This window comes from Paenibacillus sp. 481 (assembly GCF_021223605.1).
Classification (GTDB): Bacteria; Bacillota; Bacilli; order Paenibacillales; family Paenibacillaceae; genus Paenibacillus_B.
Genome location: NZ_CP075175.1, coordinates 2,783,803 through 2,798,703 on the forward strand (window position 1 = coordinate 2,783,803; position 14,901 = coordinate 2,798,703).

At 43.4% G+C, this 14,901-nt stretch carries 9 protein-coding genes; all 9 read left to right on the forward strand.

The window, feature by feature from the left end:
• The first annotated feature begins 138 nt into the window (after window positions 1–138).
• The 9 genes from KIK04_RS12215 to KIK04_RS12255 all read left to right on the forward strand — a co-directional run bounded on the left by KIK04_RS12215 (window position 139) and on the right by KIK04_RS12255 (window position 14,823).
• Entirely contained in the window at window positions 139–2,706 is a 2,568-nt protein-coding gene (locus KIK04_RS12215; protein ID WP_232278488.1) for a hypothetical protein, read from the forward strand.
• 88 nt (window positions 2,707–2,794) lie between these two features.
• Window positions 2,795–3,292, forward strand: coding sequence for a hypothetical protein (locus tag KIK04_RS12220; RefSeq protein ID WP_232278489.1), 498 nt, complete (start codon window positions 2,795–2,797; stop codon window positions 3,290–3,292).
• A 120-nt stretch (window positions 3,293–3,412) separates the two neighbouring features.
• Window positions 3,413–3,679 (forward strand): alpha/beta-type small acid-soluble spore protein, encoded by a 267-nt coding sequence (locus tag KIK04_RS12225; protein WP_232278490.1) that lies wholly within the window; start codon window positions 3,413–3,415, stop codon window positions 3,677–3,679.
• Between the two features lie 160 nt (window positions 3,680–3,839).
• On the forward strand, window positions 3,840–5,042 hold the full coding sequence (gene metK, locus KIK04_RS12230) for a methionine adenosyltransferase (protein ID WP_232278491.1): 1,203 nt from the start codon (window positions 3,840–3,842) through the stop codon (window positions 5,040–5,042).
• 128 nt (window positions 5,043–5,170) lie between these two features.
• Window positions 5,171–9,271 carry a SwmB domain-containing protein gene (locus KIK04_RS12235; protein ID WP_232278492.1) on the forward strand — a complete coding sequence of 1,367 codons (4,101 nt, stop codon included), beginning with the start codon at window positions 5,171–5,173 and terminating at the stop codon, window positions 9,269–9,271.
• 217 nt (window positions 9,272–9,488) lie between these two features.
• Window positions 9,489–12,239 (forward strand): stalk domain-containing protein, encoded by a 2,751-nt coding sequence (locus KIK04_RS12240; protein WP_232278493.1) that lies wholly within the window; start codon window positions 9,489–9,491, stop codon window positions 12,237–12,239.
• A gap of 63 nt (window positions 12,240–12,302) precedes the next feature.
• On the forward strand, window positions 12,303–13,463 hold the full coding sequence (locus KIK04_RS12245; RefSeq protein WP_232278494.1) for a sensor histidine kinase: 1,161 nt from the start codon (window positions 12,303–12,305) through the stop codon (window positions 13,461–13,463).
• Window positions 13,464–13,467: 4 nt separating this feature from the next.
• Window positions 13,468–14,190 (forward strand): response regulator, encoded by a 723-nt coding sequence (locus KIK04_RS12250; protein WP_232278495.1) that lies wholly within the window; start codon window positions 13,468–13,470, stop codon window positions 14,188–14,190.
• 192 nt (window positions 14,191–14,382) lie between these two features.
• Entirely contained in the window at window positions 14,383–14,823 is a 441-nt protein-coding gene (locus tag KIK04_RS12255; RefSeq protein ID WP_232278496.1) for a glycosyltransferase, read from the forward strand.
• Window positions 14,824–14,901 lie beyond the last annotated feature (78 nt).

Sequence of the window (14,901 nt, forward strand, 5' to 3'; positions counted from 1 at the left end):
GCAGCCATAATGGCTGCTCTTTTCTTTTATATATGACAAAACTTTAACCACCTCAAATCCTCTGAAACCGAAACTTTAACTAAGGCTACTGCGTTTATAATATATAAGGCAAAATTCGCATTCTAGGAGGATATACCATTGAAAAGAACCAACGCACTAGCTTCATTCTTAGCTGTCGCTTTAATTATGGGGCAAGCTAATTGGGCTATAGCTGCTCCTGCAACTAAACCGGCACCCAAAAAGCCGACTACTAAAACTTCACAACCTGTCGTACATACGTTAGATAAATTAAATCCAGTAAAGTTAACAGCAAAAAGCTTTGTTAAGCTGTCGGATGTAAACTTACTTACTCAAGATAACAATAATATTCTTGCCTATACTTTGACCTACTATAACCAAGACAGTAAAATTATTAATTTAAATGACTATTGGACAAAAGTAAGATCAAAGAGTGGCACTGAATACTCAGTTACCCAGTCCACTAATGACAAAGATAAAGTTCGCGTTGCACCACAATCGACACTTAGTGTAACTTATCATGCCAAGGTCGGCAGTAATATTAAAATAAGCGATTTAGAATTTTTGATATTTAAGTGGGATTTTAGCAGTTCAAATTGGATGAAAACACTAGGTAAGTACACAATCCCAGCTACTTTCAGTACTTCAACACCAATTAACCAAACAAGAAAATTCCGTTTGAATGATACTCCTGTATACGCTAAGGTTGAGCAAATGTTTGTGTTCCCAGCGGATAATTACAATCATGTAAACGTAAACCTTAATCTAGAAAATATAGGCTCTAAAGTATTGGAGAACCCTAAAATAAAATTGTCTATTCGAGCAAATAATGGGGCAAATTATCCTTTAGTGCAGGACGAGTCAGAATATAAAATTCAACCAAGAGATAAAAAGAAGTTATCTCTAATGACTAAAATTCCATCAAGAGTAAAGCTGGACAAATTGGAACTTCAAATTGTTCAAGAAGACGAAACATCAAAGATTAACTATGCAATTGCAACTATGCAGTTACCAAAGTCCAATTCTAAGGATTTAGTAACTCCAAAGTACAAAGAGAAAACAGTGACTGTCAAAGACACTAAAATATTGACGAAAATTCAAACGGCTTGGGTAACACCAACTTTTGAAAACAAAGATATTTCAATTACGTTTGATATTCAAAATCTCGGCACTAAGCCATTGAAACTACCTAAGTATGAGTTTACAATGCATGCAGATAGCGGTGCTATTTTCCCAATTTCAAATAAAACGTTGGAAAATGTAACACTGAAGCCTAAAGAAACAAAATCGTTTAAGCTGAATGTTAGCATTCCATCTGATGCCGGTTCTGATAAATTAAAGCTTCATATGAATATGCCATCTGCTAGCGGCTCTGGTGTGTCTACAGCTTCCACAGGAGGACAAGCAAATAGTGGTGCGGGCACATCTGGTACAAGTTCGAGTGCGGACACAACGTTTGCCTATCCAGTAGCAATTTATGAAGTTCCGGAACTTATTTCAATCCATAACGCTATTGGTGAAGAGTTCAGAGTTGCTAACAGTAAAGGTTCCTTCTGGGTATCGTTAGCTTCCATTCAACGTCTTCCTTGGACAGATGGAGATATTGTATCTGCTAAGCTTACGATTAAAAATAAAGAGTTTAAATCAGTTGAAATTCCTAAGTTGGAAGGTATGTTCAAGGTCGATTCTGCTAAATCTACTGGAGACACCAAACTGGTGCAAAGTGATGGCTCAATGATTGTTCCTCCACAAAGTGAAGTGGATGTTTACATCGTTACTAAAGTACCAACTTATTTTGATATTTCGCAGTTGCAAATTGCACTTATGGAGAAGCTTGGCGAAGAAGCAAGCGAGTTGATTCAATTCACTAACTTAGGAAGCCTTAAAGATTTGGATAAGGTTAAATTTAATACATTTTATGATTTGAAGACAGCAGGCCGTAATGCAGAAATAACAGCTAGAAAAACACTTGTTTATCCAGGCACATCGGCCAAAATGGTTGTTACTGATTTGGTTATGAAAAACAAAGAAAAACGTCCGGCCAATCTATCACAAATTGTTGCTTACTACAGATCAAAGGACGGCGAGTTGTTTAAGGCAGATACAATTCAAGTCAAATCGCCTACAACTCCTGAAGGGAAAAATATTGTAACGGTTTCCGCAAGTATTCCAGACAAAGTGTACTTGTCTGATATGGAACTTATCATTGGTGAAGGTATTACGGATGGTAAATTTACAGCACCTGGAACAGAAGCGAATGGATACGTAAATGCTGTTGCTTTAGGTTTAGATATGGAGTTACCTGGATTCGTGAAATCCATGGAAAAAATAGAGATGTTCCCTTATACATTAGCTATGCATGGCGTTAAGGCAACTACATCTGGTGGCTCGTTGAACCTTGAGTTTGATTACCACCTTGACCGTGATCTGACTTATAACATGGGTGAATATCAACATAAAGTCATACTTGAACTTATGGATTCGAGCGGCCGTACTTTTACGCATGAACTTAAACTTGGAGATGGATTAAAGGAAGGTAAGAACAAACATTTCACTCATAGTTTCTCGGATAGTTTCTTTGAGAAAGTGAAAAGTGGACATTTACAATTAAATGTATATGACCAATTCAAAGATCATAAGTTGAAGTTGGCTTCACAAGGTATTACTTATACAACGAAAGTAAATTAATACTTCAATTTTAATCGATTGATTGGAAATCCCCTCTATATAATGAGGGGATTTCCCTTATACCCCACCTTTCAAGGAGGTTTATGACATGAAGAAGGTATGGAAAGTAACGATGGCCGCCGGACTGCTGCTCGGCGGAATCGGGATAGGTTCTGTGTTTGGTGTAGCGGCGAGCGAAGCGGAGCCAGGGACCGCTCAGGACCCGCTAGCAACGAAAAGCTATGTGGACGAGCAGGTCAAGGCACTAGTTCAGGCGGAACTCGCTGCTAACGGCAGTGGTGCCAATATTGATCGGGGAGCTGCGAACAGCTTAGAAGTCGTAGATGTGAAAAAGGGAGAGAAGCTTGTTGCTAAGGCGGGCACGGAAGTCATTGTGCGGAACGGGAAAGCACTTATTACGAGCACAGACGGCAATGGCGTTCCCGATTTAACGGACGGTAAAGATCTCAAAAATGGTCAAAGTGTACCGACGAATCATTTGTTGTCGTTTCCACGGGATGGTCGTGGCGTAATGCCAGACCCAGGTCAGGCAAATGGTCTTATTTTAACGGTGCGTGGTGGGTATGAGTTAGTAAGCGTTAAATGATAAAGAGGTTCAAGTTTCCAAGCCGTGCAATATTTCCTGAGGGTTAGATGGGTTACAGTGAGACAAACTACGGGTAGAAATCATTTGAACCAATTATGTACCTTCAAGGAGGTTCTACCCATGAGCAGCAAAAAAACGTTAGTTCCTGCAAGCAAAAGCGCATTATATCGCATGAAATACGAAATTGCAGCTGAATTTGGTTTACCTGTAGCGCACCATGGCGCGCATGTCGGTTTTCATACTGAATTTGCTTCAGAATTAGGCAGTATACCCGAGCAACAAGGCTACTCCCATAACAATTGGGGCAACCTTACAAGCCGTGATGCTGGCTCTGTAGGTGGGGAAATAACAAAGCGACTTATAAGACAGGCCTTGGGGGAAAAATAGGAAGTAAAACTTTGATATCATTCATTGACAGGACCCGACAAATGAAGTAATATGATTTCTCGAAGGCTGGTATAACAACCTTTTCCACTAGGAAAAGGTTCGTTTTATGTTTAGGCTGCTCTCGGGAGAGCCATATTAAGGTTTGGGGAGGCTGAGTCCTATGTCATTGAAAGGACGCCACTTGTTCACATCCGAGTCTGTTACGGAAGGACATCCGGATAAAATTTGCGACCAAATTTCGGACGCGGTGTTGGACGCCTTTTTGGCTAATGACCCTAATGCTCGGGTCGCGTGTGAAGTTTCCGTTGCAACGGGTTTAGTACTTGTTATCGGGGAAATTAGCACGAAAGCAGATTACGTGGATATTCCATCCATCGTTCGCAATACTATTAAAGATATTGGTTATACGCGAGCAAAATACGGTTTTGACTACAATACCTGTGCGGTGTTGACGTCCCTGAACGAACAATCTCCTGACATTGCTCAAGGGGTTAACGCAGGAATCGAAACACGTACAGAAGAAGATATGAAGCAAGAAACGGAGAACATCGGTGCTGGTGACCAAGGTCTAATGTTCGGCTTTGCAACGAATGAAACGCCTGAACTGATGCCTTTGCCAATTGCATTGTCGCACCGTATTGCACGTCGATTGTCTGAAGTACGTAAGAATGGCTCATTGCCTTACCTTCGTCCTGACGGCAAAACACAAGTTACGATTGAATATGTAGACGGCAAGCCTGTACGCGTTGATACGATCGTCGTTTCGACACAACACGCTGAAGAGGCAACGTTGGAACAAATTCAACGTGACATCAGAGAGCAAGTTATTGCTCCGGTCGTTCCACAAGAATGGTTGGACGATCAGACAAAATACTACATCAACCCAACAGGCCGTTTTGTTATCGGTGGCCCACAAGGTGATGCTGGTCTTACAGGCCGCAAAATTATCGTCGACACGTATGGCGGCTACGCTCGCCATGGCGGCGGTGCATTTTCCGGTAAGGATCCGACAAAAGTTGACCGTTCTGCAGCATATGCAGCACGCTATGTAGCTAAGAACATCGTAGCTGCGGGCTTGGCTGACAAATGCGAAATCCAATTAGCTTATGCAATTGGTGTAGCTACTCCTGTATCTATTAACGTTGATACTTACGGTACTGGTAAAGTCAGCGAAGAGTTGTTGGTTGAACTTATTCAAAATAATTTCGACTTGCGTCCAGCAGGCATTATTAAAATGCTTGATCTGCGTCGTCCGCTTTATAAGCAAACAGCTGCTTACGGCCACTTTGGACGTACTGACCTGGATCTTCCATGGGAACGTACAGATAAAGCGGAAGCGTTGCTTGCACAATCGAAAGCATAAGCTAACGGTTAAAATGACCTTCTTCCTAATTATTAGGGAGAGGGTTATTTTTTTTGCTAAACTTTTACGCTATATTTGCCGAAAAATATAATACAACTGTCTTTTTTCGGAGTGAAAGGAGTTTGAATATGAAAAAGTGGATATCACTTGTGTTAGTAGTCACGATGCTAGTTGGCACTTTAGGACTTACACCAGCTGTGTACGCCAACAACACGGGTAATGTGTCTGTTATTCCGGCTAGCAATATTGTACCTTCTACAATCGTAGATTTTGATCCAAGCATCGAAATAGTAGCGGATAGCGTTGCACCGAACGGACAAGCAGTTTCAGCTTCGCCGTCCACTCTATCGTTTACATTCAACCAGAAGGTTTGGCCTGTAAACGGACGTGTTAGTGTGCGTCAAATAGGAGGTTTGCAGCATATTAATTTTGATGTAAATCAGTTTAAAAGTACGGATCAGCTAAAATATGAGATTTCATTGCCGCATCCATTAGAAAGTGGAGCTTCATTTGAAGTTGAAATTCAGAGTAAGACATTTATGAGTGAGGCCAAAAAAGGACTGTTCCAAGGCTATAAGTGGTCCTTTACAGTTAAGGGTGCACCACAATCTGTTAAATTCGAACCTGCTAAAGGATCAGTAGTACCTCATTCTCCTCTGGCGTTGAAAGTTTCATTCCAAGAACCAGTTCAGCCAGGAGCAGGCTCTATTCGTATTCGTGATTACAATAAGAACAGTGATGTTGTTGTAATTAAAGCAACGCAATTTGCGTTTGCTCCCGATCCTGCTATTCCCAATGGAATGACGGCAAGCTATATACTGCCACAAGCCTTGGAGCAAGGTAAGTCTTATTATGTCATTGTAGATGAAAATGCGATTAAAGATAAAGATGGTTCGAGTCATTTTAAGGGCGTCCATACGCCAAATGAATGGCACTTCGAGACAGAGGGAGCAGCCGATAGGGCTCGACCTAAAGTCACGAAGCTATCGCCGAATGGAAACTCGGGTCTGTCGGCACGTTTAGAGATGACATTCGATGAGCCTGTGTTTCAACAAGGTGGAGAAATTGTCATTCGTACTGCGAACAAACCCGATATTAAGATTCCTGTAACGACAGGTATTATTGGTGGCGGGACAACGACTATAAGTTCGATCAATGTATTAACATTTGAACATGGACGCACATACACAGTGGAAGTTCCTGAAGGTGCTTTTCGGGATAAAGTAAGTTTATTATCTGAGAAGACAACTTGGACGTTTAGCACACATGCTCAAGATACTTCCGCGCCGACGGTAATAGTAACTCATGTTCCTTCATACGGAAGCAATGAAACAACGACAACAAAACCGATAATCCTTACGTTTAATGAACCGATTGTATATACCGGTAAAGGCATTCAGCTCCGTCGATTGGGCAATACAAGTAACGAATCGCTTAGAGCGGAGGTTAAAAGTGAAAGAGAGCTTTGGATTTATCCAACCTCTGCGCTGCAAGAGAATACAGTGTATGTAGTTCATTTGGAGAAAGGTGCAGTTAAAGATCTTGCGGGTAACGAATACACCGCATCCGCAAGCTGGTCGTTCTCTAAGGAAGCTACGGATCGTACAGCACCAGAACTCGATGAAGTAAAAATGCACGCCACCTCTGTCATTAGAATTAAATACAAAGAAGCATTAAATAGCACAACTTCTGTACCTAACAGTGAATTTACAGTTACAGTTAATAACGAATCACGCCGTGTAAGCAGTGTTACCGTGTCTGGAGATACTGTATATGTATATATAGACGGCGGAGTGTCGGTAGGACAGGTAGTAACGATTAGCTACTCAGGACGCTATCGTATGATTAAAGATTTGGCTGGTAATGCTGTAGGTACTTTTAGTTCTCGTAGTGTTGAGAACTCGGTGAGTGGTAATTTAACAAGCATTCGTGAATCGTATATTTATGGTAATACCCTACATTTGTATTTTGCAGAATCTTTGAAGGAAGTATCTTCTTATGCTAAAGAGCAGTTTACAGTCATGTTCAACAATTCCACGGTTGGGATTGATAGAATATCGAACAGTGGTACGTCTGTCTCTTTAACGTTAAATCGTTCGGTATCGAATGGAGAGATAGTTAAGGTTAGTTACAATCCAGGGCGCTATCCGATTGAAGGTACAAATGGCATCCAAATTGGCGCGTTTTCCAGTCAATTTGTACGTAATAACAATGATAGCAAAGCACCTGAATTGTCTGAGACATATGTAGCAGGCAATAAATTGACGCTTGTGTACAATGAGGCGCTCAAACAGAACAGCGTCCCAGGTAAGAGTTATTTTTCTGTTTTAGTGAACGAGATCTCCAACTTTGTTACAAAAGTAGAGGTTAAAGAGAACTTAGTTGAGTTGACTTTAACGACTGCGGTACGCAGCTATGATAAAGTTACAGTGTCTTATGTTCGGGGTACACCGTATCTTGAAGACTTATCTAATAACAGTGCCCAGAACTTCAGTCTCGTTAGTTCGAACAACAGAACAGACAGCGATGCTCCTGTTCTCGTTACAACGCAATGGAAGGCGCCAGCTATTTTGCTGACATTCAACAAGACGTTGGAAGCGGCCCAAATTTCAAACTCTGCGCAATTCAATGTTCGTTCCACTAATCAGTCCTATTCAATCCGTCACATATCGGTAACAGGACAAACAGTAGCGATCGAATTGCTGAATCCTCCTAACGGGGTAGAGTCGCTGAGTGTGTCGTATTATACGGGCCAAAGACCGATTAAGTCGGTTGGTGGGCAAGAGCTTAAAGTATTCTCGAATATGAATGTGCTTATGAACGGTACAATTACAAACATAAGCAACAATACGACGAGTACGAACAATACGAATAACAATAACAACAATGGCAATAAAGTTGTCGGGGCGGTAAATGAGCATCATTTAAAAGTAGCGAAAAATTATACTTTTATTGATCCGATTTACGAGCTTGCTGAGGACATTGCGCAAAAAGCGCAGGATAATACATCAGGCGGCTATGTCGTGCAGCGATACACGTTGGATAAAGAAAAGTTGAAAAAAGCGTTTGATTTTGTCGTTCAATCGAATGAATCGAACAAACATATTATATTTGAAGTGCCGCTTACTGAGCGCGGAGCACGTGTTGCGCTACCATTAAGTGCATTCGAGCGTGCTTATTCGATGCGAGACGGCATTGCGTTTAGTGTTAAATACGGCGATGTACTGTACGGAATTTCAATCAATAGTACGATGTTGTCTCAAATGGTGCGTGATATGCAAATTTCGGTTAGTGACGCGATGCTCCTATTTGAAATTGAGCCGGCAGGCGCAGTGCAGGCAGACATACAAACGGCATTGAGTAGTAAAAATGCGTCAGTGATCGTTATGCCTCATAGCGTTGCCGTGTATGGCTATTCATCCAAATCGGATATTAGCAAAGCGAGTTCGCTAGTTTCATTGAATGTGGAAAAGAAGCTGCAAATGAGAGCTAATACGTCGCTTCATGCAAACCAGTCGACACTGGTCATCTATAACACGCAATATCGTCAAATTTCGCATTGGCCGACAAAGTTCAAAAATAATGGCACGACGACAATTGCGAGTGCGACAGTTATGCAGAAGGCCATTTTTGCTCTGACAAATAGCAAGTACAATTTCTTAGATGTGACACAAAAGCATTGGGCGCGTAACAGCATTACGACGCTGGCAGCTAAATTTATTATGACAGGTAGCTCTAACACCCATTTTAAACCGAAGCAAGCTGTTACTCGCATGGAGTTTGCGATTGCAATTGCTCGTGCTTTAGGGCTGGAGCCGGATTCAGCTGCTGTCGGACGCTTCAGTGACGTTAGTGGAGATTCGATGAATGGTGCAATGTTGGGAGCTGCGGTAAAAGCAGGTGTTATTAACGGATTCCCTGACGGTAACTTCCGTCCGAACGCTAACATTACACGTGAACAAATTACGCTTATGCTTATTCGAGCAGCGCAATCTCGTGATTTTCGTATGCAGACTGCATCGAGTAACGAACTGAAAAAAATGTTCAAAGACCATCGTGCCGTATCTAAATCAGCTGCAGCGCAGATAGCACAAGCTGTAAAGGCAGGATTGATTGAAGGTGTGAAGAAAGATCAGTTCCAGCCACAAGCGAATGCTACACGTGAACAAGCAGCAGTACTCATTGTGCGTCTTCTTTCAAAATTAAATACCGTTACGTTAGTCATTTAAGAGATACACAGCCCTGTTAAAACATCATGTTTTGGCAGGGTATTTTTATGCACGAAAATTCGCGAAAATTGGAAGTTTCCCGCAACTTTTTGGCGAATTTGGTAGTCTAAAATAAGGTACTGAAAGATTACTCGTTAAATAACGTTCACAATAGTATCTGTTTTGTGGTTGAATTAGATTTTATGAATATAACGTAAAGAAATGGGAGAGTCGTATAATGGGGAAAATAACTGTGTCCGCCCAGCGGATACCGATACGCTTAGGAACGAAAGCGGCCATAATCGTATTGTCAGGAACCTTATTAAGCCAATCGCTACTAGGCGGAGGAGCATATGTACACGCGGACGCACCTCCTGCGGAATATCAAACAGCAACTAGAAGTGAAAACTTGCACAAAATAAGCGAAGAAATGATCACTTCGGGTGCGAAACTTGTAAACTATCAATATACAGTAAAACGTAAAAACAAAACGGAAAAAGTAAAAGTAAATGTCATTGAGGCAGATATGAAAAACCCATATTTGCAGCTTGGGGTGATGACAGGGAAAAATGGTAAGACTGCCGGGGTAAATAATGTCTCGAAAATGACTAAGGAGACAGGAGCCGTCGCAGGTGTTAACGGCGATTATTGGGATATGAGCAGTGAAGGCGTCCCAATGGGAGGCGCGGTGTCCGATGGCGTGGTCATTACGAGCCCGTCACAGCTGCAAGGAATGTACGCTTTTGTTGTTACGCAAGAGGGGCAGCCTAAAATTGACCACTACAGCTTTGAGGGCAAAGTATCAGAGCAGGGCGGAACCACATTCCCACTAGCGGGTATTAATAAGCCGAAGTACATCATGGAGCCGTCGAAGCAAAATAGCCATGTTAATGCGATGTACGTATACACGAGTGCATGGAAAGGGACAAGCCGGCCTAAAGACGCATCAACGACGCCGACGGAGGCGCTCGTGCGTGGCGGTGTCGTAGAGCAATTTTCCGACAAGGCACCTTTGGCAATGGAAGTGCCGGAGGGTGCTGTTATTTTGCGTGGACACGGCAAGGCAGCCGATTATATGCGAAAGCATATGCAAGTTGGCGCATCCGTACAGGTGAACTACGAGCTTATTTCTAAGACGACCAATCAAGCGGTAGATCCGTCATCTTTGCAAATGATGATTGGCGGCCATACGCTGCTTGTCGAGAACGGGGCTCCATCTGCTTTTACGCGCAATACAGCCAACATTAGCGGCTCCAGTGCGCGTGCACGCACAGCGGTAGGATATTCGCAGGATGGCCGCCATGTGTATATGGTCACAGCTGAGAAAAATGAGGGCAACTCTGGACTGACACTTAAGGAGCTACAGCAGGTGCTCGTCAAAATTGGAGCATGGAAAGCCGTCAATTTGGACGGCGGCGGTTCAACGACGATGGTAAGCCGCCCGTTAGCTGAGACAGACACGGTGCTTGCGCATCAGACGGAATACGGTGGAACCTCCTCACGCTCCGTCGTGAACGGCATAGGCGTCTATACAACGGCACCACAGGGTAAAGTGAAAGGCATTGCGATTAGTGGTGAGAAGACACTATTTATCGGTCAACGTACGGGCTATGCGGTAAAGGCGTATGATGAATACTACAACCCGATGGAAAATACGACGTTAAGCGTGAATTGGTCATCTACAAACGGTGCCATTGCGTGGAATGGCGAATCATTTGTCGCGAAGAAGCCAGGCAAATCACAAGTTATCGCCTCATCCGGAAATGCAAAGACGACAGCAGACGTAGAAGTTGTCGGTGCGGATCAAATTGCAGAGCTGCGTATTGGCACAGCATCAGCCCCGTTAGAGGCTGGAGCGAGCGTACACATGCCGATTACCGCAAAGTTGATAGACGGCCGCTCATTCAAGCTTCCAGCCGAAGCTGTCACGTGGGAGCTGCAAGGCTTCAAAGGTAATGTGCAGGATGGAACATTGAACGTAAGTAGCGTGGACGCTAATACGTCAGAAGGCTACGCAATAGCGAGCTATAACGGCTGGCGCACAATCGTACCGCTTACAACGACCAGCGATCAAGCTGTAGAGAGTTTCAATGCGGCTAGATACCCAATAAGCTTCTCTGGCCTACCAGCGGCCAAAACAGTAGGTAGTGTAGAATTAGCATCGGGAATCGGCGGGCGCGAGCAAAAGGCGCTTAAACTGGCCTACGATATGAGTGAGGGCACAGAACAAGCTGGCGAAGGATCTACAGCAGATGGAAAAGACAATAAATTTGCCTACGCGGTATTGAATGATGATAAAGGCATTACGCTGCCAACAGGTTCGACTTCGCTAAAAATAGACGTTCACGGTGATAACAGCGGTAACTGGCTGCGAATGAAACTAGTTGATGCAAATGGGAAAGAACAGCTAGTAGATTTGGCGAAGGAAATGGATTGGGAAGGTTGGAAGACAGTAAGCGCCGACTTATCCGGATTAGGCTTAACAGGTCCAGTTAAACTTTCACGTCTGTACGTGGTGAATTTAGCGAAAGGACAAGCTGATCGGGCAATTACAGGCGAAGTCGCATTTGATAATATTGCTGTCCAACTGCCATCCGCTAATGAAACGAACGAGCTTGCAAAAAATGAGATGAAGCTTACAGTCAACAGCAAAAGGGCAACGGTAAATGGGACTTCCAAAAAACTTGATGTTGCGCCAATTGTCCTAAACAGTACTACTTATGTACCGGTGAAGTATATTATTGATGCATTCGGTGGAAAGACGATGTGGGACGGCAAGCTAAAAAGGGTTTCCATCCTACGTGGAGAGCGTTTCATTGAAATGATCGTGAACAATAAATCGATCAACGTCAATGGCAAACGACTTAAGTCTGATGTCGCGCCAATCGTGCAAAATGGTCGTACTTTAGTCCCTTTACGCCTCGTAGGGGATCAATTAGGCCTAAATGTAAATTGGGAGCAAAAAACCAAGACCATTACTATACATTGATGTGTTATGATAAGGGGTGAATTAAATCCATTCATCCTTTAGGACCGAGGAGTCGGAACGTTCGTGGAGAATCAAGTCGATGTCATTGATCGCGTTATTAAGAACGCCATCAAAGTAATGGAAGAGAGTAAGTATCAAATTTTCGAAATATTAGATTCGGCTCGCAACGAGGCGCTTTCTCTAAGTGTTCAAATGCAGGAAGTCATGAATCAGACGGCCGAAATTTGTGATAAAGTGGACGAGCTGGAGCGAACTTATCGTCTGGCTCGTTTGCGTTTGACTGATGTAAGTCGTGATTTTGTCCGATATACAGAAGAGGACATCAAACAGGCTTATGAGAAGGCAACCCAGTTGCAGCTGGAACTAATGATCTATCGGGAAAAAGAAAACTACTTAAAGACGCGTCGTGACGATTTGCAGAAGCGCCTCCGCAATGTGGAAGGCTCAATTGAGCGTGCGGAGACTATCGGTTCGCAAATGAGTGTTGCACTTGAATATTTATCAGGTGATTTGACACAAGTCACTCGCATTTTAGAGTCTGCAAAAAATAGACAATTGCTAGGCTTAAAAATTATTTTGGCACAAGAGGAAGAACGGAAACGGATCGCGCGAGAAATTCACGATGGTCCTGCTCAATCACTAGCCAATTTGGTGCTTAGGACAGAAATTGTGGAAAGAATGCTGTCGAAGCAGGAATTTGAAATGGTCCAGCACGAAATAATAGATTTAAAAGGTCAAGTTCGTATCGGTTTAGAGGAAATTCGAAAAGTGATATTCAATTTGCGCCCAATGGCGTTGGACGATCTTGGCTTAGTGCCCACTGTGCGCAAATTTATACATGATTTTGAGGATAAGACCAAAATACGGACTTCGTTCGAAGTCAGAGGAAATGAGCGTCGTCTGCGATCAGCGATGGAAGCGGCCATTTACCGCTTGGTGCAAGAGGCATTTTCGAATGCGGCCAAGCATGCGCAGCCATCATTTGTGTCCTGTGAGCTGACCTACGATGAAGAGGAAGTACTGCTAGTTATCAGAGATAACGGGCTAGGCTTCAAAGTAGAAGCTGTGGAATCAAAGACGAAAGAACATACTCATTTCGGTCTACTTGGCATGCGTGAACGTGTGGAGCTGCTGGAAGGGCGAATGGAAATCCATTCGGCTGAAAATAGTGGGACACGAATAGTGATTCAAATTCCAACGAATGTGGATAAGAGAGAGGAGTAAACGTATGGAGAATCGTAAGACGGGGAAAACGAAAATTAAAGTGCTCCTTGCTGACGATCACCAACTTTTTCGTGAAGGTTTGAAGCGGATTTTAAATATGGAAGAAGATTTGGAGGTCATCGGCGAGTGTGGCGATGGCATTCAGGTGGTCGAGTTCTGCAATCAGGAAATACCAGACGTTGTCTTAATGGACATTAATATGCCTATTGAAAATGGGGTCGTCGCGACAGAGCGATTGCGTGATATTTTTCCGGACGTTAAGGTTCTTATTTTGTCGATTCATGATGATGAGAGCTATGTGTTCGAAACGCTACGCAAAGGGGCTTCTGGCTACTTGTTAAAGGATATGGAGGCAGAGTCGCTTATTAATGCGATTCGTTCCGTTGTAGGTGGGTTTGCTTACATTCACCCGAAAGTAACAGGTAAGCTTATTCATCAGCTCCGCCGTATGACGCTGTTGGATGATCGTGGTGTAATGAACAACAATAAAGTGAAAGAAAACGGAGTTAAATTCGTTGCTTCTGAAGATAATCCGTTAACACGCCGTGAAGCTGAAGTGCTTCGTCTTATGGCTGAAGGTAAGAGCAATAAGATGATTGGCGAGTATTTGTTCATTAGTGAAAAGACGGTTAAAAACCACGTGAGCAGTATCTTGCAAAAAATGGAGGTTGATGACCGGACACAAGCCGTTATTAACTCCATCAAAAATGGTTGGGTTACGTTGTAAGAGTCTTTTGAATGGGAAAGGACGCTACCTTAAGTTCTACTAATGCAAGGCGGAATAAGTTTCGCTTGGGTTGGTGGGAATTAAAGGTTGAGCGTCCTTTTTTGTTTTTGAAAAAAATCGTAAAATAACGACGCTATTCCGGCACCCTATGCTTAAATGCGGCATACACTTGGTAGTAAGGAGGTGGGCCGCATGATCGCAATGCTTTTGTGGATTGTGTGTTGCTACGCGGTAGCGGTGGCGGCTGTTCATCTGGTGCATAGGTGGCAGACGCTGCGTGGTTCCAAGCCAGTGTCATGGAGACATGTCGTGATCGTGACTGAAAATGATGAACGCTATATGGAGTGGCTTATACAAGCTTATTGTTGGTTCGCTTGGTTAAAAGGCCAGCGGTTGCATATTACGGTAGTGGACGAAGGGTCGAAAGATTGTACGGAACAAATTACACGCAGAGTTGTCCGCCGCCACGGAGTTAGTTGGGAGTGGAAACGGGTTAGCTGTGCTGCTGAGCGAGAATATGTGCTGCAAGAACTTGAGCGTCAGCAGGCGCCAGAGGAAGCGCTGGTCGTGATTCGGCCGCAATGCATTGAAGATTGGGCAAAAGTACCCTTTATGGCTCGCGGTGCGTTGTAGGCGAGGATGGTGCCATTTTTGCCGTCGTGTTAGGAAAAAACGCCGCAAGTGATGAATGACTGTGGCTAAGAGTTGTTA

Coding starts and splice junctions, on each gene's coding strand:
- KIK04_RS12235 (WP_232278492.1), top strand. CDS start 5,171: ATGAAAAAGTGGATATCACTTGTGTTAGTAGTCACGATGCTAGTTGGC.
- metK (WP_232278491.1), top strand. CDS start 3,840: ATGTCATTGAAAGGACGCCACTTGTTCACATCCGAGTCTGTTACGGAA.
- KIK04_RS12225 (WP_232278490.1), top strand. CDS start 3,413: ATGAGCAGCAAAAAAACGTTAGTTCCTGCAAGCAAAAGCGCATTATAT.
- KIK04_RS12240 (WP_232278493.1), top strand. CDS start 9,489: ATGGGGAAAATAACTGTGTCCGCCCAGCGGATACCGATACGCTTAGGA.
- KIK04_RS12255 (WP_232278496.1), top strand. CDS start 14,383: ATGATCGCAATGCTTTTGTGGATTGTGTGTTGCTACGCGGTAGCGGTG.
- KIK04_RS12250 (WP_232278495.1), top strand. CDS start 13,468: ATGGAGAATCGTAAGACGGGGAAAACGAAAATTAAAGTGCTCCTTGCT.
- KIK04_RS12220 (WP_232278489.1), top strand. CDS start 2,795: ATGAAGAAGGTATGGAAAGTAACGATGGCCGCCGGACTGCTGCTCGGC.